Source organism: Xanthomonas arboricola pv. juglandis (assembly GCF_001013475.1).
GTDB classification, from domain to species: Bacteria; Pseudomonadota; Gammaproteobacteria; order Xanthomonadales; family Xanthomonadaceae; genus Xanthomonas; species Xanthomonas arboricola.
Map to the genome: position 1 here is coordinate 57,922 of NZ_JZEF01000001.1, position 26,994 is coordinate 84,915.

General features: G+C 66.8%; 18 protein-coding genes and 1 other RNA gene. 14 read left to right on the plus strand and 5 right to left on the minus strand.

From position 1 onward, the window contains the following. Nucleotides 1-17 precede the first annotated feature (17 nt). From XARJCFBP2528_RS00230 to XARJCFBP2528_RS00240, 3 genes are read right to left on the minus strand one after another with little or no spacing between them, the layout of a single operon-like run. Nucleotides 18-2,315 carry a xanthine dehydrogenase family protein molybdopterin-binding subunit gene (locus XARJCFBP2528_RS00230; RefSeq protein ID WP_047124159.1) on the minus strand — a complete coding sequence of 766 codons (2,298 nt, stop codon included), beginning with the start codon at nucleotides 2,313-2,315 and terminating at the stop codon, nucleotides 18-20. Continuing rightward, nucleotides 2,312-3,400 carry an FAD binding domain-containing protein gene (locus XARJCFBP2528_RS00235; protein ID WP_047124160.1) on the minus strand — a complete coding sequence of 363 codons (1,089 nt, stop codon included), beginning with the start codon at nucleotides 3,398-3,400 and terminating at the stop codon, nucleotides 2,312-2,314. Before XARJCFBP2528_RS00235 ends, XARJCFBP2528_RS00230 begins: the two co-directional genes overlap by 4 nt. Beyond that, nucleotides 3,373-3,948 (minus strand): (2Fe-2S)-binding protein, encoded by a 576-nt coding sequence (locus XARJCFBP2528_RS00240; RefSeq protein ID WP_016904244.1) that lies wholly within the window; start codon nucleotides 3,946-3,948, stop codon nucleotides 3,373-3,375. Before XARJCFBP2528_RS00240 ends, XARJCFBP2528_RS00235 begins: the two co-directional genes overlap by 28 nt. 248 nt (nucleotides 3,949-4,196) lie before the next feature. Here XARJCFBP2528_RS00240 and XARJCFBP2528_RS00245 point away from each other — a divergent pair, with 248 nt between their 5' ends. From XARJCFBP2528_RS00245 to XARJCFBP2528_RS00265, 6 genes are all read left to right on the plus strand, one after another. Further along, nucleotides 4,197-4,721 (plus strand): RNA polymerase sigma factor, encoded by a 525-nt coding sequence (locus XARJCFBP2528_RS00245; RefSeq protein ID WP_024938642.1) that lies wholly within the window; start codon nucleotides 4,197-4,199, stop codon nucleotides 4,719-4,721. Continuing rightward, nucleotides 4,718-5,809 carry a FecR family protein gene (locus tag XARJCFBP2528_RS00250; RefSeq protein ID WP_016903815.1) on the plus strand — a complete coding sequence of 364 codons (1,092 nt, stop codon included), beginning with the start codon at nucleotides 4,718-4,720 and terminating at the stop codon, nucleotides 5,807-5,809. The genes XARJCFBP2528_RS00245 and XARJCFBP2528_RS00250 overlap by 4 nt, the downstream gene beginning before the upstream one ends. 374 nt (nucleotides 5,810-6,183) lie before the next feature. Then, entirely contained in the window at nucleotides 6,184-9,081 is a 2,898-nt protein-coding gene (locus XARJCFBP2528_RS00255; protein WP_047124161.1) for a TonB-dependent receptor, read from the plus strand. 275 nt (nucleotides 9,082-9,356) lie between these two features. Then, nucleotides 9,357-10,673 (plus strand): histidine-type phosphatase, encoded by a 1,317-nt coding sequence (locus tag XARJCFBP2528_RS00260; protein ID WP_039815423.1) that lies wholly within the window; start codon nucleotides 9,357-9,359, stop codon nucleotides 10,671-10,673. Nucleotides 10,674-10,889: 216 nt separating this feature from the next. Continuing rightward, nucleotides 10,890-10,965: non-coding RNA, sX9 sRNA (locus XARJCFBP2528_RS21745), on the plus strand. Further along, nucleotides 10,957-12,237, plus strand: a complete 1,281-nt coding sequence (locus XARJCFBP2528_RS00265) for a jacalin-like lectin (protein WP_016903818.1) — start codon at nucleotides 10,957-10,959, stop codon at nucleotides 12,235-12,237. Before XARJCFBP2528_RS21745 ends, XARJCFBP2528_RS00265 begins: the two co-directional genes overlap by 9 nt. A gap of 79 nt (nucleotides 12,238-12,316) precedes the next feature. Here the strand turns inward: XARJCFBP2528_RS00265 and XARJCFBP2528_RS00270 are convergent, their stop codons facing one another. Beyond that, a complete protein-coding gene (locus XARJCFBP2528_RS00270) occupies nucleotides 12,317-12,742 on the minus strand; it encodes a type II toxin-antitoxin system death-on-curing family toxin (RefSeq protein WP_016903819.1) in 426 nt (141 codons plus the stop codon). Between the two features lie 9 nt (nucleotides 12,743-12,751). Further along, nucleotides 12,752-12,973, minus strand: a complete 222-nt coding sequence (locus XARJCFBP2528_RS00275) for an AbrB/MazE/SpoVT family DNA-binding domain-containing protein (RefSeq protein ID WP_016903820.1) — start codon at nucleotides 12,971-12,973, stop codon at nucleotides 12,752-12,754. Nucleotides 12,974-13,134: 161 nt separating this feature from the next. On the opposite strand from XARJCFBP2528_RS00275, the gene lexA reads away from it, so the two are divergent. The 8 genes from lexA to XARJCFBP2528_RS00315 all read left to right on the plus strand — a co-directional run bounded on the left by lexA (nucleotide 13,135) and on the right by XARJCFBP2528_RS00315 (nucleotide 26,955). After that, nucleotides 13,135-13,740: a transcriptional repressor LexA gene (gene lexA / locus XARJCFBP2528_RS00280; RefSeq protein WP_016903821.1), complete on the plus strand. Its 606-nt coding sequence runs from the start codon at nucleotides 13,135-13,137 to the stop codon at nucleotides 13,738-13,740. A gap of 1 nt (nucleotide 13,741) precedes the next feature. Further along, nucleotides 13,742-14,395 (plus strand): translesion DNA synthesis-associated protein ImuA, encoded by a 654-nt coding sequence (imuA, locus tag XARJCFBP2528_RS00285; protein WP_016903822.1) that lies wholly within the window; start codon nucleotides 13,742-13,744, stop codon nucleotides 14,393-14,395. A gap of 9 nt (nucleotides 14,396-14,404) precedes the next feature. Beyond that, the gene (locus tag XARJCFBP2528_RS00290; RefSeq protein ID WP_016903823.1) at nucleotides 14,405-15,823 is read left to right on the plus strand and encodes a Y-family DNA polymerase; all 1,419 of its coding nucleotides are present in this window, start codon (nucleotides 14,405-14,407) and stop codon (nucleotides 15,821-15,823) included. A gap of 156 nt (nucleotides 15,824-15,979) precedes the next feature. Further along, nucleotides 15,980-19,231, plus strand: a complete 3,252-nt coding sequence (locus XARJCFBP2528_RS00295; protein ID WP_047124162.1) for an error-prone DNA polymerase — start codon at nucleotides 15,980-15,982, stop codon at nucleotides 19,229-19,231. Nucleotides 19,232-19,560: 329 nt separating this feature from the next. Beyond that, nucleotides 19,561-20,379, plus strand: coding sequence for an HDOD domain-containing protein (locus tag XARJCFBP2528_RS00300; RefSeq protein WP_047124163.1), 819 nt, complete (start codon nucleotides 19,561-19,563; stop codon nucleotides 20,377-20,379). Nucleotides 20,380-20,600: 221 nt separating this feature from the next. Beyond that, nucleotides 20,601-22,553 carry an OPT family oligopeptide transporter gene (locus XARJCFBP2528_RS00305; RefSeq protein ID WP_047124164.1) on the plus strand — a complete coding sequence of 651 codons (1,953 nt, stop codon included), beginning with the start codon at nucleotides 20,601-20,603 and terminating at the stop codon, nucleotides 22,551-22,553. Between the two features lie 824 nt (nucleotides 22,554-23,377). Next, nucleotides 23,378-24,226 (plus strand): transporter, encoded by an 849-nt coding sequence (locus tag XARJCFBP2528_RS00310; RefSeq protein WP_026064565.1) that lies wholly within the window; start codon nucleotides 23,378-23,380, stop codon nucleotides 24,224-24,226. A 302-nt stretch (nucleotides 24,227-24,528) separates the two neighbouring features. Further along, nucleotides 24,529-26,955, plus strand: coding sequence for a glucose/quinate/shikimate family membrane-bound PQQ-dependent dehydrogenase (locus tag XARJCFBP2528_RS00315; protein WP_230724086.1), 2,427 nt, complete (start codon nucleotides 24,529-24,531; stop codon nucleotides 26,953-26,955). The last annotated feature ends 39 nt before the right edge of the window (nucleotides 26,956-26,994 follow it).

Below are 26,994 nucleotides of genomic sequence, written 5' to 3' on the forward strand. Positions count from 1 at the left end.
CACCTGCAGTGCAGGCCTCAGTCCGCCATCACCTTGTCCGGCGTCATCGGGGTGCTGCGGATGCGCTTGCCGGTGGCATGGAAGATCGCATTGCAGATCGCCGCCGAAACACCGACCAGGCCGATTTCGCCCACGCCTTTTGCGCCCAGGCTGCTGACGATGCGGTCGTCCTCGTCGGCGAAGATCACATCGATGTCGTGGATGTCGGCATTGGCCGAGACGTGATACATCGCAAAATCGTGATTCATGAAACGGCCGAAGCGGTGATCGGACTGGGTGTGTTCGTGCAGCGCCTGGCCGATGCCCCAGACCACGCCGCCGACGATCTGGCTGCGCGCGGTGATCGGGTTGAGGATGCGCCCGGCTGCAACCGCGCTGACCACGCGGGTGACCCGCACCGTGCCCAGCTCGTCGTCAACCCGCACTTCCACGAACACCGCGCCATGGGTGGCACGGGTGTACTTGCGTTGCTTGAGTACATTGGGCAGCAGCAGGAACTTGTCCTCGATCAGTTCCAGCTGCGCGGCGCGCAACAGTTCGGTCAGGGCAATGGTGGTACCGGCATCGGCGCGCAAGGCCAGCGTGCCATCGGCAAACACCACCTCGTCCAGCTTGGCCTTGGTAAAGCGCGAATTCGGCAATGCCTGCGCCAGGCGCAGCAGCCGCGCGCGCAGCTTCGCGCACGCGCCATCCACCGCCGAGCCCACCGTGGTCACATGCGACGAACCGCCTTCGATCGGCGCGACCGGCAGGGTCGAATCGCCGAGCTGGAAGGTGACCTGTTCCAGCGGCAGGCCCAGTGCTTCGGCCGCGATCATCGCCATCACCGTATAGGTGCCGGTGCCGATATCGCTGGCTGCGCTGCTCACCACCAGCCGGCCGTCGGCGTGCAGCACGGCATGCGCGCGTGCAAACATCTGCATCGCATCCCATTGCCCGGTGGCCATGCCCCAGCCGACCCATTCGTTGCCTTCCTTGCGCGCGCGCGGCTGCAGCGGACGCTGCGCCCAGCCAAAGCGTTCGGCACCTTGCTGGTAGCACGCGCGCAGCGCCTTGGTGGAGTAGGGCTTGTCGTCGGCCGGGTTGACCTCGGCATAGTTCTTCAGGCGCAGCGCCAGCGGATCCATGCCCAGCTCATAGGACAGCTCGTCCATCGCCACTTCCAGCGCATGCATGCCATGTGCGGCACCGGGTGCGCGCATGTCCATCGGGCTGAACTGGTCCAGGCTCACCAGGTTGTAGCCCAGATGCACGTTGTCGCAGGCATACAGCTGCCCGCTCCAGTTGACCACCACCTCGACGTAATCCTCGATGCGCGAGGTTTCGGCGATGGCCTCGTGCCAGATCGCGCGCAAGCTGCCGTCGCGGTCGGCGCCGAGCTTGAGCCGTTGCAATGTTTCCGGGCGATGGCCGAAGGTGAACATCTGTTGCCGCGTCAGCACCACGCGCACCGAGCGGTCCAGCAGGATCGAGGCCATCACCGCCAGCGGCAACTGATACTGCGGGCGCAGCCCGGAGCCGAAGGCGCCACCCACGTACGGATTGCGCACGGTGACCTTGCGCTTGCTCAGGCCGAACACATGCGAGACGTACCAACGGCTGTTCTGCGAGCCCTGGGTCTTGTCGTAGATGGTGAAGTGGCCATCGGCGTCGCGGATCACCGTGGAGGCGAACAACTCCATCGGATTGTGGTGCTCCACGCCGCTGTAGTAGTCGGCCTGCACCTGGACAGCGGCATTGGCAAAGGCGGTATCCGGCTCGCCCTTGTCCTTGGGCGGCGGCGAGAAACCGGCCTTCATGGCCTTGGGTTTGTGCGCACGGTCCAGGTTGGTCATCAGGTTGGTGTCGTGCGGGTCCTGCAGCAGTTCCACCTCCACCAAGTGCGCCGCATGGCGCGCCGCTTCGAAGGTGTCGGCCACCACCAGGGCGATCGGCTGGCCGCTGTACAGGATCTTGTTGTCGTACAGGGGCCGGAACGGCGAGCCGGCAGGTGCGGTCATGTCCTTGTAGAACACGTCCATGCCGCGCATATGCGGGCGGTTTTCATGGGTGACGATCTCCAGCACGCCGGGCACCGCACGCGCGGCAGCGAGATGGAAGGCGACGATCTCGCCCTTGGCGATGCTGCTGTTGACCACCACGCCGTAGGCCAGATCCGCGACCGGCCATTCGGCGGCATAACGCGCCTGGCCGGTGACCTTGGCGCGCCCGTCGATGCGGGTGACGCCGGTGCCGGTGGGGCGATAGCCGGTGCCGCTGTCGGCAACCGGCGGGCTCAGGTCGTTGTTGGATATATCGGTGCTGCGTGCGTTCATGGCGCTTCCTCCAGCGCGCTGGTTCGCCCGCGGTTGTCGATGGTGCCCGCGCGGGCAACGTCCAGGGCACGCACGATCGCGCGGCGTGCCAGCGGCAGCTTGAAGGCGTTGTTGCCTTGCGGTTGCGCACCCTGCAGCAAGGCATCGGCCAGGTTGCCGAAGCTCTCGGTCGTGGCAGCTTTGCCCACCAGCTGCGCTTCGGCGTCGGGATTGCGCCAGGGCTTGTGCGCCACGCCGCCCAGGGCCACGCGCACCTCGCCGATGCTGCCGTCCTCGGCCAGGTCCAGCGCCGCCGCCACCGATACCAGCGCGAAGGCATACGACAGGCGCTCGCGGATTTTCAGGTAGGCGCTGTGCGCGACGAAGCGCTGTGCATCGGGCAGGTCGATATGCACGATCAGCTCGTCCCGGGCCAGGGTGCTGTCCAGCTCCGGGTGCTCGCCGGGCAGGCGGTGGAACTGCGCGAACGGGATGTCGCGCTCGCCATTGGGGCCTCGCACGTGTACCACCGCGTCCAGCGCAGCCAGCGCGACGCACATGTCCGACGGGTGCGTGGCAATGCACTGCGCGCTGGCACCGAGGATGGCGTTGTAGGTGGTGAGCCCGCCGATCGCCGAGCAACCGGTCCCGGGCGCGCGCTTGTTGCATGGGGTGGCATGGTCGTAGAAATACAGGCAGCGCGTGCGTTGCAGCAGGTTGCCGCCGTTGCTGGCCATGTTGCGGATCTGCGGCGAGGCGCCGGCCAGGATCGCCGCGCTCAACAAGGGGTAACGCGTCTCCACGTCCGGGTGATAGGCAGTGTCGGCATTGCGTGCGAGCGCACCCAGGCGCAGGCCGCCTTCGGGGAGCGCACTGATGCTGTCCAGCGGCAGGCGATTGATATCGACCAGGCTGCCCGGCCGCATCAATTGCAGCTTCATCAGGTCGGTGAGATTGGTACCGCCGGCGATCAGGCGCACCGGGGCTTCGGCGGGCACCGGGTGCGGGTCGCTGCCGCGCACAGACAGTGCAGTCAGCGCCGCATCGACGCTGTCCGCGCGCGTATAGGTGAGCGGGATCATGCCGGCACCGTCCCTGGCGTCCACGGTGTGGCGGCACTCTCGCTGCTGTCGCTGGGTTTGCCCATGACCTGCATCACCGCATCGGTGATCTGCGGGTAGGCACCGCAGCGGCACAGATTGCCGCTCATCAACTCGCGCACCTGGTCGCGGTCGCGCGCCTTGCCTTCATTGATCAGGCCCACTGCCGAGCACAACTGCCCGGGCGTGCAATAGCCGCACTGGAAGGCATCGTTCTCGATGAAGGCACGCTGCAGCGGATGCAGCTGTTCGCCCTCGGCCAGGCCTTCGACGGTGGTGATCTCGGCGCCGTCCTGCATGACCGCAAGCGTCAGGCAGCTGTTGATGCGGCGCCCATCGACCAGCACCGTGCAGGCGCCGCACTGGCCGTGGTCGCAGCCTTTCTTGGTGCCGGTGAGGTCGAGCCGGTCGCGCAGTAGATCGAGCAGGCTGACCCAGGCTTCGAGCTGCAATTGGTAAGGCTGGCCATTGATGCGCAGGTTGACCGGGTAGGTCGGCGCAGCAGTGGCGGTGGCCGGCGCCAGATGCGTGGCAGTGGCGGGTGTGGCATTCATGCGAACCCCGTGGCGATGGCTGAGAGGAGGACCCTCACCTTGATGCCTGCGTGGTCAAGGTGTGGTGTAGGTGAGTGAGGTCTCTTTCACGCGTGCGTGAAGCCTGAGCGTGGTCATGCGCGGAACATGGCGGCGTTGCTGCGCATGACATCGCTTGATCGCAGGCCGGTGCCATCGTCGGTGCGTCATCGCGGTGTCACCTGCAGTGGCCAGGCTAGCCGGCCCAGCGCACAGGGGAACGCGCCCGCATGAAAGCCAACGCCACCCGCGCCTGGACGCAGGTGTTCACCCAGCACGGATCGGTGCTGCGTGGCTTTTTCGTGCGTCGCGGCGCCAACGAGGATGCCGAAGACCTGGTGCAGGAAACCTATCTGCGGCTGTTGCGTGCGCATCAGGATCAGGGCGAGGCGATCGCCAATCCCGAGGCGTATCTGTATACGGTGGCGCTGAACCTGGCGCGCGAGCAGGCCGCGCGACGCAAGCAGGCGCCACTGCGCATCGACGAGATGGAACAGTTTTCGCAGCTGCTGGCCGCAGGCGACGACGTGGAAGACGCCGCGCACCGGCAGCAGCGCCAGCAACGCCTGCAGGCCCTGCTGGCCACGTTGCCGGAGCGCACCTGCGCGGTATTGGTGATGCAGTACCGCGACGGACTCAGTTACAAGCAGATCGCCGAGCGCATGGGGGTGTCTGCGCATATGGTCAAGAAGCATGTGGTGCGTGGCTTGTCGGCCTGCAGACGGGCGGTTGCCGATAGCGGGGACAGCTGGTGAGCAAGCCGGTGTTACCGAGCCGCAGCGTTGTCGGTGAAGCCGCGCACTGGCATGCGCTGCAACGCATGCAGGCGCTGGATGCGACGCAACAGGCCGGCTTTCTGCAATGGCTGACCGCATCGCCGCGGCATGTGCGCGAATACATGGCGGTGCTGCGTGTGGCCGGCGATCTGGGCGATGCCATGCGCGACATGGACCTGGACGTGGATGCCCTGCTTGCTGCCGACCGGTGCAAGAGTGGCGATGCCGCGCCGCCCAACGTGATTGCGCTGCCGCTGCGGTCACGAGGGCAGCAAGCACAGCAATCAACTGCCCGGCCGCGCCGCAGCGAAGGCCAACCCAACGCACGCATGCGCAGCTGGCGCACGGGCCTGGCCGCGGCGCTCTGCGGCGTGGCGATCCTGACCGGCTGGGCCTGGCCACGCACGCAGACCTACGCCACTGCGCACGGCGAGCAGCGCAGCGTGCAGTTGGCCGACCGCAGCGTGGTGCATTTGAATGGGCAAAGCAGCCTGTGTGCCACCATGACGCCGTGGAGCCGCCACCTGCAGCTGCTGCGTGGCCAGGCCAGCTTCGTGGTCGCAGCGGACCGGCGCCCGTTGCAGGTGCATGCAGGCCATCTGCGTGTCGAGGATATCGGCACCACCTTCGATATCGCCCTGTATCAACACCAGGCACGCATCGAGGTCGCAGTAGGGCGTGTCCATGTCTGGCGCGACGCGCGCGATGGGCAGCCAATGCTTGCCAACCTGGGGGCAGGGCAGAGCGCACGGATCGATGCAGCCACCGGCAAGATCGAACTGGCCAGCGAAGAGGTGGCCGCCATGCATGCCTGGCGGCAGCGGCGCATCGTGTTCCGCGACGCGCCGCTGGCCACGGTGGCCGAAGACTTCAATCGTCTCAACCGCACGCGTTTGTCGATCGACGATGCTGCCGCCGGTGCGCTGCGGCTCACCGGCAATCTGCGCGGTGACGATCTCGCCGCGCTGCGTGCCTTCCTGGATGGCCAGCCGAACCTGCGCATGGTCAGCGCGCCGGGGATGCTGCGCGTGAGCAGCCGGCCTGCGCAGGGAACGGCGACACGATAGCCACGGCGCTGCACGACGTCGTGATGCGTGCAGTGCGTGCGCATGCCGCATCACGCGCGTAGCGCACATGCATTGATCCTGCGCGCAGTGAATGAGGTTGCCGATGCCATTGCGCCGGGTGCGTATCGATGGCCGTCTGCGGCTGCGTCCACGCACATGCAAGACCTCACGTCCTCGCGTGCACGTAAGGCGTAGCGCGATGCAGATGCAGTGCGTCGCGCCCGCACCGTTCGGTGCCTGCGCAGATGTCACAGAAAATTCATCAAAAAACGGTGCCCGATCGTCGCTGTCGATGCTCGTAGTCCAGGTACAACGCAGCATTCCCGCGTGGCGGGTGGTGTTGCGCATTGCTTCCTCCCCTACTGGATTTCACGATGCGCCGTACGTTGTTTCTTTCGATCGCTCTCGCCCTGCACGCCGGTACCGCTGGCGCCCAGACGGCTGCTGCCACCGTCGCGGTCGAGGCGATTCCGGCCCAGCCCCTGGCGCGCGCGCTCAATGCGCTGTCGCGCCAGACCGGGCTGCAGTTTGTCTATGCCGCCGGCGTGGCCGGCAACCCGCAGACCCGCGCCACCGCGGCCGGCGTCGCACCCGAGCAGGCCCTGCAACAATTGCTCGACGGTACCGGCCTGCGCTACCGCTATCTCGATGCGACCACGGTGACGATCGAAACCGCCGAGCCGGCGCCGGGCCTGCCGCGAGCGGTTCCGGCAACGGCCGCGGTCGCCACGGCGCCGCCCCCGCGCGCAGACGCGCCGGTGCAGGAACTGGACAGTATCCAGGTGCTCGGCAGTTACGCCGGCAGCCTCAGCGCCGCGTTGCGCCAGAAGCGCTACGCCGACAGCGTGGTGGATGTGATCGCCGCCGAAGACATCGGCAAGCTGCCGGCGCAGAACGTGGCCGAGGCGCTACAGCGCGTGCCGGGCGTGTCGATCGTGCGCGACCGCGGCGAAGGCGTGTACGTGCGCGTGCGCGGCCTGGGCCCGAATTTCCAGGTCACCACACTCAACGGCCAGACCATGGCGGTCAACGAGAACGTGCGCACCTCCGGCCAGACCGGGCGGCAGTTCCGCTACGACACGCTGCCGGCCGAACTGGTCTCCGGGCTGGATGTGATCAAGAGCCCCACCGCCGACCTGGACGAAGGCGCCATCGGCGGCATCGTCAACGTGCGTACATTCCGCCCGCTGGAGCTGGGCAAGACACTGACCAACGTATCGCTGGAATCCAGCCAGGCCCAGCGCACCCAGGCCAACGATCCGCGCGTCTCTGGCCTGTTCAACTGGGTCAATGCCGAGGGCACCTTCGGCATGCTGATCTCCGGTGCATATGCGCAACGTACGTTGCGCCAGGACCGCGTCAACGAGGTGAGCTGGGACTACTACCGCAACGGCGTGCCGGGCGTCCCCGGCGCCAACTACGTCCCCACCGGCCTGCGCCCGACGCTGGAACTGGAAGAGCGCGAGCGCACCGGCGTGGCGGCCTCGCTGCAATGGAAGCCCAGCGCGGCGTGGGAGACCAACCTGGATCTGCTCTACGCCAGGCAGACCGTGCATTACGACGAATACAGCATGGGCGTGGGCTTCGACAGCCTGGCCAAGCTGAGCAATCTGCGGGTGGAAAATGGCGGTGTTACCGGCTTCGATTATCGCAACGGCCAGGTGCAGATCTCGCGCGAAACCTCCGGCATTACCGACGACAACCGCAGTGCACGCCTGTCCAGCACCTGGAGCGGCGATCAATGGACGCTGGGCGCAGTGGCGTTCCACTCGCAGGCGCACAGCTACGACTCCGATCCGATCCGGCGCACCCGTCTGCGCAGCGGCACCAACCTGTCGATGCGCGTGGACATGCCGCAAGCCGACGGCGACAACGTACCGGACTGGAGCTTCACCAACGGCTTCGATCCGACCAACCCGGCCACCGTGGCAGGGCGCCGGCTGGAATGGCGCGAGATCGATGCGCGCGACAAGGAAGACGCACTGCAGTTCGATGCCAGGCGCACACTCGACGGCAGCTTCTTTCGCGATGTCAAGGTGGGCGCCAAGTACCGCCAGCGCTCGCGCACCTACGATCGCGCGGACCTGCTGCTCAACAGCATTGCCGGGGTACGTTTCCCGGGCAGCTATTTCACCGCGTTGCCGGTGGGCGACATGCTGTCGGACGCCAACGGCAACCTGCCGCGGCAATGGCTGGCGCCGATCGAATCCGCGTTCTGGGGCAATTGGCCAACCAGCGCCGATCTGAACAACACGCCCAACAGCGCCGACCTGCAGAATTCCTACGAGGTGCAGGAAAAGATCGCCTCGGCGTACGCGATGAGCAACTTCGCCACCCAGCTGGCGGGCCGCGAACTGCGCGGTAATGTCGGCGCGCGGGTGGTGCGCACCGAGCAGGCCACCGATGGCCATGCCGACGTCAACGGCAGCGCACAGCCGGTGCATTTCGAGCGCAGCTATACCAATGTGCTGCCTTCGTTCAACGCGGCCTGGGACGTGCGCGAGGACATGGTGCTGCGGACTTCCGCGGCCAAGGTGATCACGCGCCCGGACCTTACCGATCTGTCGTCCAAGCTGACCTTCAATTCCAGTGGCGAACGCCTCACCGCCAGCGGCGGCAACCCTGCGCTGCAGCCCTTCGAGGCGTGGCAGTACGACCTGACCTTCGAATGGTACATCGACGGCACCTCGGCACTGACCGGCGGCCTGTTCTACAAGGACATCTCCAGCTTCATCCAGACCCAGATGTCCAACCTGGTCTACCAAGGCCAGACCTATCTGCTGTCGTCCAAGACCAACGGCAGCAAGGCGATGGTGCAGGGCGCTGAGGTGGCGTATCAGCAGGTCTTTACCGGCTTGCCGTCGCCGCTGGACGGTCTGGGTATGCAGCTCAACTACACCTGGACCGACAGCAAGGCGACCTATCACGACGGCACCAGCAGCTTCACCGACAGCCTGGAAGGTGTAGCCAAGAACACCTACAACGCCGTGCTGTTCTACGAAAAGGGGCCGTTGATGGCGCGCGTCAGCTACAGCTGGAGCGACGACATTCTCAACGCGGTCGGCACCGCCAATGTGGCCACGCTCAACAGCGACCAGTTCGGTAGCCTGGATGCCAATGTGGCCTACAAGGTCAACGACACGCTGTCGGTGTTCGTCAACGCGATCAATCTCACTGGCGAAGTGCAGCGCCAGTTCGTTGGCGATCACTTGTTCGGCGGCTATACCGACTACGGCCGCACCTGGTCGCTGGGGTTGCGCGCGCGGTTTTGAAAAGGGCTGGAGACCTGACGGGCAGTTGCCAGCGACGTGCGGCGTGCATCGGGGGCGCTGCGCTTGCGGGTGACATGCCGCCACGGAGGCCTTGCGACGAGCGCAGCCGTCGTGATCGCCGATCCAGTTTGTTGGCGGCAGCCAATGCCGCCACCGGGCGCCTTGCCGCAAGGCGCCATCTGCAAGGGCCATGGCTTCGGCTATGGCGCTGTTGCCAGCCGCACATCGCCTCGTATCGCGGTGTGCAGCACCTGCACCACGTGTTGAGACCACTCATGTCATTACTGCTTCGTAGCTGTATCGTTTTTTTTGCTTTAGTTGTGGCCGGCTTGGCTACGCCGGTCGCGCCTGCCGCCACCACGTCGGAGACGCTCGAGAAAGTCGTCATCCTCAAACGCCACGGCGTGCGTGCGGCGATGTCCAGCCCGGAGCAACTGGGTCGCTATTCCGCACGTCCCTGGCCACGCTTCGATGTGCCGGCCGGCCACTTGACCGCAAACGGTGCGCGTCTGGAAGCGTTATTCGGCACCTATTACCGCGCCCGTTACACGCCGCTGGGTCTTTTCGATGGCGATGGCTGCGCCAATGTCTACTACTGGGCCAATCGCACCCAGCGCACCATCGCCTCGGCGCGTGCGTTGGCAAGCACGCTCACCCCGGGGTGCACGAACACGGTGCACCACGTGGCCGATGACGCGTCCGATCCACTGTTCGACGGCGCGCCGGCATTGCGCCAACCCGCTGCCGCCGCATTGATGCGCGCAGCCATCGCCGGCCGCGTCGGCGGCGATGTTGCGAGCTGGAATGCGGCGCAGCGCGATGCCATCGACAGCTTGCAGCAACTGTTGCTGCAGTGCGCGCAGCGGCCATGCCCGACCCAGGCCGGTGCCGGCAAGCAACGCCTGGATGCGGTGCCCGCAGGCATGGGCGCTGCCCACGACGGAATCGCCGGTGTCCAAGGCCCGGCACCGGCAGCTTCCGGCATCAGCGAAAGCCTGTTGATGGGCTGGGCCGACGGCCAGGACTTTGCCGGGCTGGGATGGCAAGGCGTGGACGAAGCCAGTCTGCTGCGCGCGTTCGCCCCGCATCAGGCCGAGTTTGCGCTGCGCCTGCGTGCGCCGACGGTGGCGCGCATGGCCAGTACGCCGCTGGCGGCGCGGCTGCTGGCGACACTGCAGCAAGGCAGTGTTACCAGTGGCAATCGCAATCCATCGCAGGCCACGCCGATCGGTGGCGATGCACGGCTGGTGGTGCTGTCCGGTCACGACGGCACGCTGACCCTGCTGGCCGGCATGTTCGATCTGCATTGGCAGTTGCCAGGTTACCAACCCGACCAGACCGTGCCTGGCGGCGCCTTGGTGTTCGAACGCTGGCGGCGTGCCGATGGGCAGCGTGTGATCCGCCTGCGCTATACCGCGCAGACGCTGGCGCAACTGCGCGAACGCCGCGCACTGACGCCGCAGGCGCCGCCGCCGTCGTCGCCGGTGTTCATTCCCGGCTGCAGCAGCGCCACCCCGGCGTACGACTGCCCGCTACCAACCTTGGCGACATTGATCGACGCCGCGATCGACCCGCATTACCTGAGCGAATGACGCCGCGCGCGCCGGCCGCGACCGGCGCGTGTGGTTGCATCGGCGCATCCGGCGCCGTTTCCCTGGCCACCGTGCCAGCCGCTGTTCTCACCACTGCAAGAGGCGATTTATGCTCCACCAGCGACGTACTCTCGTCAGTCTCGGAACCGCTCTGAGAGCAACTACCAAAACTACTGCGCGTTCGCCAGGCGGGCGCGGCCGGTGCTCGGAATCCTCATGTACCACTCGTACACTGCGGTTCCTCCGCGCCGTCCGCACCCACCTGACAAACGCTCGCTACGTTTTGTTAGCTGCTCTCACACTTGCCTGCGCAGGCATCGCACAGGCGCAAACGGACGTCGGCGTACTCGACGTACTGACCTACAACGTCGCCGGACTGCCCGAAGGCCTGTCCAGCGGAACGCCGGCCACCAATACCGCACTGCTCGCACCGAAACTGGCGCCTTACGGGCTGGTCAACGTGCAGGAAGACTTCAACTACCATGCCACGCTGTACGCCGGCGACGCGCATCCCTACCGTACTGCCACCAGTGGCGGTGCCGCGTTCGGCGACGGGCTCAACACGCTCAGCAACTATCCCTTCAACGACTTCACCCGGGTCAAGTGGAACCAGTGCAACGGCACCGACTGCCTGACCCCGAAGGGTTTCAGTTACATGCGCGTGCGCCTGGCCGACGGCGTGTTGCTGGACGTCTACAACGCGCACCCCAATGCCGGGGTCGAAGCGGGCGACCTGTCCGCACGTCGCGCCAATATCGGCCAGCTCTCGCAGTTCATCCAGACCTGGTCGGCCGGCAATGCGGTGCTGGTGATGATGGATTCCAATACGCGCTACACCCGCAGCGACGACAACATCCGCGAGTTGATCGCCTCCAACGGTTTGACCGATCCGTGGGTGGAACTGATCAAGGGCGCAGCACCGGCGGCCGGCGCCGCACCGCTGTTGTGCGGCACGCCGCCCACCAATAGCTGCGAAGTGGTCGACAAGATCCTGTACCGCGACGCGCCGCAATTGACCCTGGTGGCCAACCGTTACCAGCTCGATGGCGGCGGCTTCTACGACAGCGCCGGCAAGCCGCTGTCCGACCACTACCCGCTGCATGCGCAATTCGGATGGGCCGTGGGCGACCGATTGCGCACCAGCGACCAGTTCGGTGGTCCGCATGGCGTTCCGTTCAACGATCTGGCCGACAACCCTGGCGAGCGTCCGCTCAGTGGCGTGACCCTGCGCGGCGGTGCGCGCCTGGATGGCGTCGGCGTGATCCTGGACAGCGGCAAGCTGCTCGCGCATGGCGGCAGCGGCGGGCAGGCGACCACACTGTCGCTGGGTGCCAACGAAACGCTGTCCTCGGCCACCTTCACCGTGGGCAAGTACAACGACCGCACCCGCCTGTTCTCGCTGAGCCTGCGCACCAACAAAGGCCGCAGCGTGCAGGTGGGCAGCCCGACCAGCGAGAGCTACACGCTGACCGCTCCCAGCGGCTGGCATATCGCCGGTTTCACCGGCCGCGCGGGTGAGGAGCTCGACAAGCTGGGGTGGTGTATGCGAAGGACTAGGCGCTGACGCTGTTTTCAGTGGCAGCGGGCAGGGCAGCGATGCGCGCCATGGTGGCTGCTGCACTGTAGGCTTGCCGGGCTACCAGTCACCCATATGACGGCGTCGATTCGTGCACGCGATCTGGATGCCGCAAGCGCAGGCGTGAGCGCAACCACGCGGCGCAGGCCGCTTCATCGAGTGAGCCATCGGCCAGGCCGATGTAGAAACCGTAGAGTTCCAGATCATCGGCGGCCAAGGTCGCTCCGTTGAGCACGATGAAGGTTTCGCAAGCGACGGCGGCAGTGCGCTTGTTGCCGTCGACAAACGGATGGTTGCGGCCCAAGCCGTAGGCAAGACTGGCGGCAAGCGCAGCCAGGTCCGGTGGCGGCTCGCCGTAGGACAGCAGTTGCTTTGGCCTGGCAAGCGCCGAGTCGAGCAGGGCGTCGTCGCGCACGCCGCTGCCGCCGCCGTGTTCGGCCAGCTGGCGATCGTGGATGGCCAGGACAAGTGGCCGCTCGATCCAGACGATCATGGTCGAGCCTTATTGCGCCAGCTTGTGCAGCAACGCGCGGCGGTTGCGCATCACCTGCTCGGCCACATCCATCTGCGCGGCCAGGGTCGGGTCGAACGCGGTCAGCTTGATGCCGTCGGGCGTTTCCAGTGCATAGAGTTCGTCGCCCTTGCCCAGGCGCAGGCGGGCGAGCAGTTCCTTGGGCAGGATGACGCCAGCGGAATTGCCGATGGAGGTGATCTTGAGCTTCATGGTCGACGCCTTCGTTAGTACGTAAGTTATAACTCCGTCTCCAGCCGATCACAAGCCCGTCCTGGCTGAAGCGGCTCAGCAACCTGCATGGGCCAATCTCGCCTGCTGCGACCGACAGGTGTACAAATGTACACCTTGTCCCGACCGGCCGCTGCACTCCCATGGAACTTCTCTCCCCCAAGCGTCAGGCGGTGCTGGCTTTCCTGCAGGAGCAGGCCCGTGCAGGGGTGTCGCCCAGCCTGGCCGAGATTGCGCAGGCGTTCGGGTTCGCCTCGCGCAATGCCGCGCAAAAGCACGTGCAGGCGCTGGCCGAGGCCGGGTTGATCGAGCTGCTGCCCAATCAGAAGCGTGGCATCCGCATGCTGGGCGGGGCCGCGCGCGATGCCTTGCTGGCCTTGCCGGTGCTGGGCCGGGTGGCGGCCGGTGTGCCGATCGGGGCGGATATCGGCCTGGACCGACAGTTGTGGCTGGACCGCACGCTGTTCTCGTTGCGCCCGGACTATCTGCTGCAGGTGCAAGGCGATTCGATGATCGACGACGGCATCCTGGACGGCGATCTGGTCGGCGTGCATCGCAGCAGCGAGGCGCGCGATGGGCAGATCGTGGTGGCGCGGGTGGATGGCGAAATCACCATCAAGCGGCTGGAGCGCGGTGCCGAACGCATCCGCCTGTTGCCGCGCAACCGCGCGCATGCGCCGATCGTGGTGGCGGCCGATGCCGACTTCGCGATCGAAGGACTGTACTGCGGTCTGATCCGGCAGGGTTGAGATGAGCCAGGAGTCCGCGCGCATCAGGCAGGACGGCAACGCGGCAGTCGCACTGCCGCTGGACGCCCTGCTGGCCGCACGCACGGTGTGGCGCGCGGGTCGTGGTACCGCCATCGCCCATGGCGGCGAATCCACCGGGCATGCGGCGCTGGATGCGCTGCTGCCCGATGGCGGCTGGCCGCGGCGGGCACTGACCGAGTTGCTGCTGCCCGCGCACGGCGTGGGCGAGATCGCACTGCTGTTGCCCACGCTGGCGCGCATGACCGGCGCCAGCAGCCGGGTGGTGCTGGTGGCGCCGCCATTCATTCCCTATGCGCCGGCCTGGCAGGCGGGCGGGGTGGTGCTGGACCATCTGGAAGTGGTGCAGGCCGAGCCGCGCGACGCCTTGTGGGCGTTCGAGCAATGCCTGCGCAGTGGCGCGTGCGCGGCGGTGCTGGGCTGGCCGCAGACCGGCGATGCACGCGCATTGCGGCGGCTGCAGGTCGCCGCCGACAGCGGCAACTGCTGCGCGTTCGCGTTGCGCGATCGCAAGCATGCGGTCAATGCATCGCCGGCGGCGTTACGGCTGGAATTTCTGCCCGAGCGCGATGCCTGGCAGGTACGCAAGTGCCGCGGCGGGCAGGTCCCGTCGCAGCCGTTGCGGCTGGCGCATTGAGGCGCGCGCATGTTGTGGGCCTGCATCTTGCTGCCGCAGCTGGCGCTGGACGCCGTCCTCCGGCGTCTGGAAGAGCCGGACGCACCGCTGGTGTTGGTGGAAGGGCCGGCGCAGTTGCGCAGCCTGCACTCGGTCAATGCAGCGGCGTCCGCCGCCGGCCTGAAAGCCGGCATGCGGCTGTCGGCGGCGCATGCGCTGATGTCCCATGTACGCACCATCGATTACGAGGCCCAGGCTGAGGCGCGCACGCAGCGGTTTCTTGCGGCGTGGGCGTACCGGCACAGTTCGCTGGTGAGCCAGCAATGGTCGCGTGCCATCGTGCTGGAAGCCGGTGCCAGTTTTCGGTTGTTTGGTCCATGGCCGCGTTTCGAACGCCGCCTGCGCGATGAACTGCAGGCCTTGGGCTTCCGGCACCGGCTCGCACTGGCGCCTACGCCGCGCGCCGCGCGCGTGCTGGCCGGTCTGCGCGACGGCATGGTGGTGACGCAGTTGCCGGCCTTGCACGCCACGCTGGACAAGGTGCCGGTACGCCGCGCCGCGTTGCCGGGCGATGCCGGCGAGCGCCTGCAACACATGGGCGTGCGCACGCTGGCGGCAGTGCGCGCGTTGCCGCGCGATGGGCTGCGCCGGCGGTTCGGCGCGGGCCTGCTCGAGCATCTGGACCGCCTCTACGGCCAGGTCGACGACCCCCTGGAGTGCTACGCGCCACCGGACCACTTCGACCAGCGTGTGGAACTCGGCTACGAGGTGGAAATGCATCCGGCGCTGCTGTTCCCGCTGCGGCGCCTGATCGGCGACCTGTGCACCTACCTGTCCATCCGCGACGGCGGCGTGCAACGGTTCCTGCTGCGGCTGGAACACGAGGAAGGCGCCACCGATGTCGAGATCGGCCTGCTAACGCCGGAGCGCGCGCCGACGCTGTTGTTCGAGCTTGCGCGTAACCGGCTGGAGCGGGTGGAGATTCCACGCCCGGTAGTGGCGATGCGCCTGCTGGCGCGGCAGCTGCCACCGTTCGTGCCGGCCATGCGCGATCTGTTCGATCAACGTGCGCAGCAATCGGTGGAATGGCCGCAGCTGCGCGAGCGCTTGCGCGCGCGGCTGGGCGATGAGGCGGTGTACCGCGTACTGCCGGCCGACGACCCGCGCCCGGAACGTGCCTGGCGGCGCGCCATTGGCGATGCGGTGCGCGACGTTGCGGCGCCGCCGCGTCCGCCGCGCCCGACCTGGCTGTTGCCGCAGCCGGTGCCCCTGCACGAGACGCAGCTGCGCATCATCTCCGGCCCGGAGCGGCTGGAAAGCGGCTGGTGGGACGACGACGAGGCGCGCCGCGATTACTACGTGGTGGAAACCGCACGCGGCCGGCGTGGCTGGGCGTTCGCCGCTCCTGGCCGTGTCGATGGCTGGATGCTGCACGGGTGGTTCGCATGATCGGTTGCGTGCCCTTGCAGCATCAGAGCGTTGCCTGCGGGGCTGGTCATCGCAGCGGTGCCGCACGCGTCCGATGCCACGGACCGAAGAGGCAACCGCAGCGCGTCGATCTGCAGCGCATGTGTGGCGGCAGCGCGATGTCGAAGAGGTGCGCGCATGAGCTGGGATGACGCCATCGACGGCGTGGACCGCGATACGCCCGGTGGGCGCATGCCGCGCGCCTGGACGGTCGCCGCGCGGTTGCGCGCGGCAAACGACGATATCGCCCATGCCATGGTCGCCGATGGGCTGCCTGCCTATGCCGAGCTGCACTGCCTGTCGGATTTCTCGTTCCTGCGCGGCGCCTCCAGTGCCGAACAATTGTTCATGCGCGCGCAACACTGCGGCTATGGCGCCCTGGCGATCACCGACGAGTGCTCGCTGGCCGGCATCGTGCGCGGCCTGGAAGCTTCGCGCGCCACCGGCGTGCGCTTGATCGTCGGCAGCGAATTCACCCTGGTCGATGGCACCCGCTTCGTGCTGCTGGTGGAAAACGCGCATGGCTATCCGCAGTTGTGCGCGCTGATCACCACCGCGCGGCGTGCGGCAAGCAAGGGCGCGTACCGGCTCGGGCGTGCCGAGGTGGAGGCGCAGTTTCGCGCTGTGGAACCCAGCGTGTTCGCGCTGTGGTTACCCGGTGCGCAGCCGCAGGCCGAGCAGGGCGCCTGGCTGCAGCAGGTGTTCGGCGAGCGTGCATTCCTGGCGGTGGAACTGCATCGCGAGCAGGACGATGCGGCGCGGTTGCTTGCCCTGCAGCTGCTGGCGCAGCAACTGGGCATGACCGCGCTGGCCAGCGGCGATGCGCATATGGCGCAGCGGCGCGAGCGCATCGTGCAGGACACCCTGACCGCCATCCGCCACGGCTTGCCGTTGGCCGAGTGCGGCGCGCACCTGTTCCGCAACGGCGAGCGCCATCTGCGCACGCGGCGTGCCTTGGGCAACATCTACCCGGATGCGCTGTTGCAGGCCGCCGTGGACCTGGCGCAGCGCTGCAGCTTCGATATGTCCAGGCTTGAATACACCTATCCGCGCGAACTGGTGCCGGAAGGGCATACCCCGGCGAGTTATCTGCGACAGCTCACTGAGGAGGGCATGCGTGAGCGGTGGCCGAATGGAACGCCGGCAAAGGTACGCGCCGACATCGAGAAGGAACTGGCGCTGATCGCGCATAAGAACTACGAGGCCTTCTTTCTTACCGTGCAGGACGTGGTGCGCTTCGCCCGCGAACAGCACATTCTCTGCCAGGGCCGTGGCTCATCGGCCAATTCGGCGGTGTGTTATGCACTGGGCATCACCGCGGTCAACCCGGATGAAACGCGTCTGTTGATGGCGCGCTTCCTGTCCGAACAACGCGACGAGCCCCCGGACATCGACGTCGATTTCGAGCACCAACGCCGCGAGGAGGTGCTGCAGTACGTCTACAACAAGTACGGCCGCGAACGCGCGGCATTGGCGGCGACGGTGATCTGTTACCGCGGCAAGAGCGCCGTGCGCGATGTGGCCAAGGCGTTCGGCCTGCCGCCGGACCAGATCGCCTTGCTGGCCAATTGCTACGGCTGGGGCAATGGCGAAACGCCGATGGAACAGCGCATCGAAGAGGCCGGATTCGATCTGGCCAACCCGCTGATCAACAAGATTCTTGCGGTGACCGAGCAACTGCGCGATCACCCGCGCCATCTGTCGCAGCATGTCGGCGGATTCGTCATCTCCGACGAATCCTTGTCGCTGCTGGTGCCGGTGGAAAACGCGGCAATGGCCGACCGCACCATCATCCAGTGGGACAAGGACGATCTGGAAACGATGAAGCTGCTCAAGGTCGATTGCCTGGCGCTGGGCATGCTGACCTGCATCCGCAAGACGCTGGAGCTGGTGCGCGACCACCGCGGGCGCGATTACAGCATCGCCACGCTGCCAGGCGAGGATGTGCCTACCTACAAGATGATCCAGCGCGCCGACACGGTCGGCGTGTTCCAGATCGAATCGCGTGCGCAGATGGCGATGCTGCCGCGGCTCAAGCCTGCGGTGTTCTACGACCTGGTGATCGAAGTGGCGATCGTGCGCCCGGGCCCGATCCAGGGCGACATGGTGCACCCGTATCTGCGCCGGCGGCAGGGGCGCGAGGCCGTGAACTATCCCTCACCGGAGGTGGAGGACATCCTCAAGCCGACTCTCGGTGTGCCGCTGTTCCAGGAGCAGGTGATGGAGCTGCTGATGCACGCCGCCGATTACACCGAGAGCGAAGCGGACAATCTGCGCCGCTCGATGGCCGCCTGGCGGCGCGGCGGCGACATGGAGCAGCACCGCGCGCGGGTGCGCGAGCGCATGCAGGGCAAAGGCTACGCCTCCACCTTCATCGACCAGATCTTCGAACAGATCAAGGGCTTCGGCTCCTACGGCTTCCCGCAGAGCCATGCCGCCTCGTTCGCCAAGCTCGTCTACGCCAGCTGCTGGCTCAAGCGCCACGAGCCGGCGGCCTTCGCCTGCGGGCTGCTCAATGCGCAGCCGATGGGCTTCTACTCGGCCAGCCAGATCGTGCAGGATGCGCGCCGCGGCAGTCCCGAGCGCGCGCGCGTGGAGGTGTTGCCGGTGGATGTGCTGCACAGCGTCTGGGACAACACGCTGGTCGGTGGCCGGCCGTGGCGCAGCGACGAAGACCCCGGCGAACAACCGGCGATCCGGCTGGGCATGCGCCAGGTCGCCGGGTTATCGGAAGTGGTGGCCAATCGCATTGCCGCCGCACGCGCGCAGCGGGCCTTCGCCGATATCGGCGATCTGTGCCTGCTCGCCGCACTCGACGAAAAGGCGCGCCTGGCATTGGCCGAAGCCGGCGCCTTGCAGGGCATGGTGGGCAACCGCAACGCCGCGCGCTGGGCGATGGCCGGCGTGGAAGCGCGTCGGCCGCTGCTGCCGGGCAGCCCGCAGGAACGCGAGGTGGAGTTTGCAGCGCCGCGCGCAGGCGAGGAGATCCTGGCCGACTATCGCTCGGTCGGCCTGAGTCTGCGCCAGCATCCGATGGCATTGCTGCGCCCGCAGATGCGGCAGCGGCGTATCCTCGGCCTGCGCGAACTGCAGGGCCGCCGTCATGGTAGCGGCGTGCATGTCGCTGGCCTGGTCACCCAGCGTCAGCGCCCGGCCACCGCCAAGGGCACCATCTTCGTCACCCTGGAAGACGAGCACGGCATGATCAACGTCATCGTCTGGTCGCACCTGGCGCTGCGCCGCCGCCGCGCACTGCTGGAAGCGCGCCTGCTGGCCGTACGCGGTCGCTGGGAGCGCGTGGACGGCGTGGAGCATCTCATCGCCGGCGATCTGCACGACCTCAGCGACCTGCTCGGCGACATGCAGCTGCCCTCGCGCGATTTTCATTGAATCAGTGCGGGACGCGCGCCTGCTGCGGCACGCCGACACGCATGCCCACGCCACGGACTGGTGCGAGCCTTTCTGCTTGTGTTCCGGCCCGCTGCCGATTAGGCCACGGGGATCCGATGTCGATGCCCGTGGACTGCAATCGTGTCGCCATGTCTCGAGTATCGCGATCGAGCCCGGTGCAGGAGCATCGGCACGCCACGTGGCACAGATCGACGCGAAAGCCCGGGTGAATAGGCGCCGTGACGGGTCATCGTCATCCAACCGGTCCTGTGCTACACCATGCAGGCCGGCGCGGCCGCGCTGGCTTACCTTTCACCCACGAGGCGATCGTGAAGTTGGAGGCGCTGTTCGAGCAGTTGCACACCTTGCCCACCGTGCCCGAGGTGGTGCAGGACCTGATTGCCCGGTTCGACGATCCGGCAACCAATATCGATGTACTGGCGCACACCATCGAGCGCGATCCGGTGATCGCCGCCAAGGTGCTGCGGCTTGCCAATTCGGCGCGCTTCCGCGGGCTGCGCGACTCCACCAGCGTGGAAGACGCGGCCATGCGGCTGGGCTTCAACACGCTGCGCACCCTGGTGCTGGCCTCGGCGATGACCGGTGCGTTCCGCGCCGGCCCCGGCTTCGATCTGAAGGCGTTCTGGCGGCACAGTTTCGAGGTGGCCGGCATCTGCCGCGTGCTGGCGCGCCAGCACGGCCTGGATCCGGAAACCGCATTTACCTGCGGCATGATGCACAACATCGGCGAGCTGCTGATCCAGTCCGGTGCGCCGGACTATGCCAGCCGCATCAATCACGACAGCTCATCGGCCGGCCATGCCGCCGAAGAAACCCTGCAGTTGGGCTTCGGCTACCCGGAAGTCGGCGCCGAGCTGGTGCGTCGCTGGCAGCTGCCGTTGGTGATCCAGGAAGCGATCGCCTATCAGGTACGCCCGGCCGCTGCGCCGGAAGGTGCGCGGATGCCGCTGCTGGTCGCCCAGGCGGTGCAGGTGTCCGACGCGCTGCGTGCACATGGTGGCGCCACACCGGCGGCGTTGGACGCGGTGCGCGGCCCGTTGATGGAGACGGTGGATCTGGAGGCCTTGTTTGCCGCGCTGCCGGACGTGATCGAGGCCGACCGCGCGTTTGCCGAACTGCTGAATTGATCGAACAGCCGCGCCGACGCCGCCAGCGTCGGCGCGGCCGCTGACAAACCGTCATCATGCAGGCGCTGGCACACGCTGGTGCACACCTGTCGTCCCCGTCGACACATCCCCAGGCATTCCCAGCCGCCACAGCAGGCACACTGTCACGCCGCGGCGCAGCTGGACGGAAACCCGCACAGGCGCTAGCGTGGTCCGGATTTTTTGCCACAGGGGAACTACCCATGAGCCATGACGCGCAGCCGCGCCAGCTCACCTTCCGCGCCGTCGTGCTGGCCATCGTGCTGGCGGTGGTGCTTTCGGCCGCCAATGCCTATCTCGGCCTGTTTGCCGGCCTGACCATCGCCACCGCCATTCCGGCCGCGGTCGTCTCGATGGGCGTGCTGCGCCTGCTCGGCGGCGGCACCATTCTGGAAAACAACATCGTCCAGACCGGTGCCTCGGCGGGTTCGTCGATCGCCGCCGGGGTGATCTTCACCATCCCCGCGCTGGTGATCATGGGCTACTGGCCGGACTTCAAATACTGGTGGGTGCTCGGCATCGCCGGCATGGGCGGCTTGCTCGGGGTGCTGTTCTCGGTGCCGTTGCGGCGCTCGATGATCGTCGAAGACCCGCTGCCATTCCCCGAAGGCAAGGCCGCAGCCGAGGTGCTCAAGGCCGGCGAAAACCCCGGCCCCGGCCTGAAGATCCTGGCGATGTCCGGTGCGATCGGCGCGCTGGTCAAGCTGGCTGCGGCCAGCGGCCTGCGGGTGATCCCGGATACCTGGGCGCAGGCCACGTATCTGGGCAGCAGCCGGCTGGTCGGCTATCTGGGCACCAACCTGTCGCCGGCGCTGCTCGGCGTGGGCTACATCGTCGGCCTGAATGTCGGCATCGTGGTGCTGTCCGGGTCGATCCTGTCCTGGCATCTCGCCATTCCGCTGTACCAGCAATTCTTCATGGGCAGCGACCCGGCCCTGGCGCAGAGCCTGGTCGGTGCGCCGGCAGCCGATGCGGCGTTCGGGATCTGGGGCGCGAAGATCCGTTACCTCGGTGTCGGCGCGATGCTGATCGGTGGCGTGTGGACGCTGTTCTCGCTGCGCAAGTCGCTGTTGTCCGGCGTCAGGAGCGGCTTCGCCGCTGCGCGCAAGAGCGGTGGCGGTGTGGTCGCCGAGACCGAGCGCGACCTGCCGATGAAGTGGATGCTGGCGGCGCTGGTGCTGTGCACCTTGCCGTTGCTGGGCCTGTACCAGGCGATCGTGCAGCAGTGGCACGTGTCGATCCCGATGACCATCATCATGATCGTGGCCGGCTTTCTGTTCGTGTCGGTGTCCGGCTATCTGGCTGGCCTGATCGGTTCGTCCAACAACCCGGTCTCGGGCATCACCATTTCCACCATCCTGTTCGCCTCGGCGGTGCTGGTGCTGTTGCTCGGCAAGGATGGTCTGGTGCCGGTCGGCATCGGCGCGGCGCCGTTGGGTGCGGTGGCGGCGATCATGATCGGCGCGGTGGTGTGCTGCGCGGCAGCGGTGGGCGGCGACAATCTGCAGGATCTCAAGACCGGTTATCTGGTTGGGGCGACACCTTGGAAGCAGCAATTGATGCTGGCTATTGGCGCATTCTCGTGCGCGCTGATCATGGCGCCCGTGCTCAATTTACTTGCTGAGGCTTACGGTATTGGCTCCAAGACACTGCCGGCACCGCAGGCGATGTTGATGGCATCGGTGGCAAAAGGGTTGTTCGGGGGGCAATTGCCATGGGCCATCATCGCTATCGGTGCAGGTGTGGGAGCGGTGATCATCGCTGTGGATGAGTGGTTGAAGAAAACCGGCAAGCGCTTCCGCGTGCCGGTGCTGGCGGCGGCGATTGGTATCTATCTGCCGCTGGAGCTGATGGTGCCGATCTTCCTCGGCGGCCTGATCGCGCACCTGCTGGAGCGCTTCCACAAGATCCGCGCCGACGACGAAGATGGCCGCGACCGCGTGCATCGCCCTGGCGTGCTGTTCGCCGCCGGCCTGATCACCGGCGAGGCGTTGATGGGGATCGGCATTGCGCTGCCGATCGTAATCACGAATAACAAGGATGTCTTGGCATTGCCTGGAGGTTTTCAGCTCAACCAATGGTTCGGCCTGGCGATCCTCGCCCTGGTCGGCTGGCTGCTGTACCGCGTCGGCAAGCGCGGCGAACAGACCGCCTGAGGGTGACGCTTCACCAAGGCATGCGCCTGCGCGTTGCCTCTCGACGGACACACATCGCTGGATGTGTGTCCGTTTTTCGTTGTGGTGTTGCGACTGGATTTTCGCAGTTCTGATTACCTTGCAGCAGGCGCGGTTCGAATGCGGCCCTGCTGCCGAATGCGCGAGTGCAGCAGCATGCCGGCAAGGCATGGTGCACCGAATCGATGCCGTGACCGCGCAGCGGCATATCCAGTTCGAACATCCCTGCAAGCTCGTGCATTGCCACCGTGAGCGGACCTGCCTTGTCGGTGCAGGGCAACGTCGTTGGCGCATCTGGCCAATCGGCTGACACGACTGGCGCAGCTGCACCGCGCCGACGCATCAAGCGCCTGCCGATCGCGCAACGCAGGCACAGCATTCAGGCCATCGCGTCTGCACCACCGCAGCGCCTTTGCGCCGGCTTTACGCCCCACCCAGGCCTCGTACATAGCGACTTTATGCGGCTGCTCCGTATCGTGCCGTCTCCCGCACCGATGGTGCATCACGGCGACCGCATGCCTCGATCGATCCCGGTGACGCGCCACGGCGCAGGTCATCGCTCCGCCTGACCCCCATAAGTGATGGGTGTGGAAAAGCGACTCGCATCACGCTGTGCGACATCCGCACACTGTGGAGGCTGCTTTTGTCACCGACGGCGTCTTCGGACCTGCCGACGCCTATAAGATCGATTGGCAACACGCCGCCCTCCAGCGGCCATGCAGTCGTTCGACATCCACGCGCATTCCCCCTCCCACTGCTGGCCGTTCACGCGATCTGGCCAGCGTCTTGCCATGGAAACCACTGCAATGCTGACTGCCGCTATCTCCCATCGTTCCACCCGCGCACGCCGTGCCCCCTTGTTGAGCATCGCCCTGGCCGGTGTGTTGTGCAGCCTTGCGCTGCAGGCGCAGGCACAGGAGGCCACCGACGCGGCGCTGTGTACCGATCGCCCGACCAAGGCCAATTCCACCTGCACCGTGCCAACCGGCGCCTGGCAGCTGGAAACCGACATCGGCAGCTACACCCGCGACAGCCAGCCCGGCACCCGCGTCGAAACGGCGTATTTCACCAACCCCACGCTCAAATACGGCGTCAGCGACCGCATCGATCTGCAGCTCAACTGGGCCCCGCAGCTGCAGGTCAAGACCACCGACCGCGCCACCGGTGCGCGCAGCAGCCTGAGCGGCGGCGGCGATATCTTTCTGCGCATGAAGGCGCGTTTCTACGAAAGCGACACCGCCACCGTCGCGGTGCTGCCGTTCGTCAAGGCGCCGACCGCGCGCACCGGCCTGGGCAACGACGAGTGGGAAGGCGGCGTCGCATTGCCGATCAATTTCGCGCTGCCCAACAGCTTCTCGCTGACCTTCGGGCCCGAGGTGGATTGGTTGGCCGACAGCGATGGCAGCGGCAAGCATGTTGCGCTGATCAACGCGATCAACCTGGCGCATCCGCTCACCTCCAAGTTGTCGATGGCGGTGGAAGTGTGGTCCTCGATCAACCGCGACCCGGCGCAGACCATCGAGCAGTATTCGGCCGACATCGCCGCTGCGTATCTGCTCAATCCGCTGCTGCAGCTGGATGTGGGCGCCAACTTCGGCCTCAACGACCGCACCCCGGACGCGCAGGTGTATGTGGGCATGTCGCACCGCTTCTAACGCGCGCAGCGCGCGCTGTGCACACAAAACGCCACTGCGGTCCGCGCCTGTGCGGACTGCAGTGTTCCGCAGGCAATAGCTTCACATATGTAATAACCACCCGGTGCGGTGCGACACTATGTCGTCAGTCTGCCGGGCATGCCGGTGCCGGTCTCGCCAGAGGTACGCGGGCCGGGGAGGGGAGTGACAGAAAGTGGGCAGTGATGCTGCCTCTACTGGCCGTCGTGCGGGCGCCTTGCAGCATCCAGATCGGAATGCCGGGCGCAGTGCAGGGCGGAATCTCCTGATCGAGGTGTTGCAACGTGGAAACGAAATCGAAGTTGCCGGTCCCGGGCCGGGCATTGCTGCTGGTGCTGGGCATGCTGATCGCGCTGGTGGGGCTGATCTTTCTGCTGGGTGGCGCGAGGTTGGCCAGCCTGGGCGGCAGCTGGTACTTCCTGCTGATGGGCCTGGCGACCGCTTTGGCCGGTGTCTTGATCGTGCTGCGTCGGCCGGCCGGTGCGCTGGTGTACGGCGTCGCCTTCGCGCTGACGCTGGTGTGGGCGCTGTGGGATGCGGGGCTGGAGTTCTGGCCGCTGGTCTCGCGGCTGATGCTGCCTGCGGCGTTCGCCGTGCTGGTGGCACTGGCCTGGCCAGCGCTGCGGCGCAGCCGGGCGTTGCCGACCGGGCGCACCGCCTATGGCGTGGCGACGGTGCTGGCGCTGGCGGTAGTGGCCGGGATCGGCGGCATGTTCGTGCCGCATCCGCCGGTCGCAGGCAACGCGGGGCCGGGCATGACGGCGGTGCCGCCTGGAAGCGTGCAACAGAACTGGTCCGCCTACGGCAATACCGATGGCGGCAGCCGCTTTGCTGCGCTGGACCAGATCAACCGCAGCAACGTCGACCGGCTGCAGGTCGCCTGGACCTACCACACCGGCGAGATCGCCAACAGCGACGGCAACGGTGCCGAAGACCAGTTGACCCCGCTGCAGGTGGGCGAGAAGGTGTTCCTGTGCACACCGCACAACAATCTGATTGCGCTCGACGCCAGCACCGGCAAGCAGCTGTGGCGGCGCGAGATCAATGCGACCTCGTCGGTCTGGCAGCGCTGCCGTGGCCTGGGCTACTTCGACGCCGACGCGGCGTTGCCGGCACCGAGCGTGGCCAATCCCTCGCCGATCGCCGCAGTGACCGTGGCGCAGGGCGCCAACTGCCGTCGCCGCCTGTTCACCAACACCATCGATGGTCGCCTGATCGCGGTGGATGCGGACACCGGCGCGTTCTGCCAGGGCTTCGGCAGCAACGGTCAGGTCGATCTCAAGGCCGGCCTGGGCGCTGCGCCGGATCCGTTCTACCAGCTGACCTCGCCGCCACTGGTGGCCGGCACCACCGTGGTGGTGGGCGGACGCGTGGCCGACAACGTGCAGACCGACATGCCTGGTGGCGTGGTGCGCGGCTTCGATGTGGTCACCGGTGCGCAGCGCTGGGCCTTCGACCCGGGCAATCCGCACGATCGCCAGGCGCCGGCCGCCGGCAGCAGCTATGTGCGCAGCACGCCGAACGTATGGGCACCGATGTCCTACGACGCGGCGATGAACACCGTGTTCCTGCCGCTGGGCGGGCCGTCGACCGATCTGTACGGCGCCGAGCGCACCGCGCTCGATCATCGTTACGGCGCCTCGGTGCTGGCGCTGGATGCCACCACCGGTGCGGAGAAGTGGGTCTACCAGACCGTGCACAACGATCTGTGGGACTTCGACCTACCGATGCAGCCCAGCCTGATCGACTTCCCCAACCAGGACGGCAGCCACACCCCGGCGGTGGTCATCGGCACCAAGGCCGGGCAGATCTACGTGCTCGACCGCGCCACCGGCAAACCGCTGACCGAGGTCAGGGAAGTGCCGGTGAAAGGCTCGGATATTGCACACGAGCAGTACGCACCGACCCAGCCGCTGTCGGTCGGCATGCCGCAGATCGGCACCAAGCACCTGACCGAATCGGACATGTGGGGCGCCACTGCGATCGACCAGATGCTGTGCCGCATCGCGTTCAAGCAGATGCGTTATGAAGGCTTGTACACCGCGCCGGGCACCGATGTCTCGCTGAGTTTCCCCGGCTCGCTGGGCGGCATGAACTGGGGAGGCCTGTCGACCGACCCGGTGCATGACGTCGTCTTCGCCAACGACATGCGCCTGGGCTTGTGGGTGCAGATGATTCCTGCCGACACCCGCAAGGCCGAGGCGGCCGGTGGTGGCGAGGCCGTCAATACCGGCATGGGCGCCGTGCCGCTGAAGGGCACGCCGTATGCGGTCAACAAGAACCGCTTCCTGTCGGCGCTGGGCATTCCGTGCCAGGCGCCGCCGTACGGCACGCTCAGCGCGATCGACCTCAAGACGCGCAGCATCGCCTGGCAGGTGCCGGTGGGGACGGTGCAGGACACCGGCCCGTTCGGCATCAAGATGCATCTGCCGATCCCGATCGGCATGCCGACGCTGGGCGGCACGCTGTCCACCCAGGGCGGGCTCGTGTTCATCGCCGGCACCCAGGACTACTACCTGCGCGCGTTCGACAGTGCCACCGGCAAGGAACTCTGGAAGGGCCGCTTGCCGGTCGGCAGTCAGGGCGGGCCGATGACCTACGTCTCGCACAAGACCGGCAAGCAGTACGTGGTGATCAGTGCCGGCGGTGCGCGGCAGTCGCCCGATCGTGGCGATGACGTGATCGCCTACAGCTTGCCTGACGCGCACTGACACCGCCCACCGGTGACCACGTCGGCAGCTGCGTCGGCG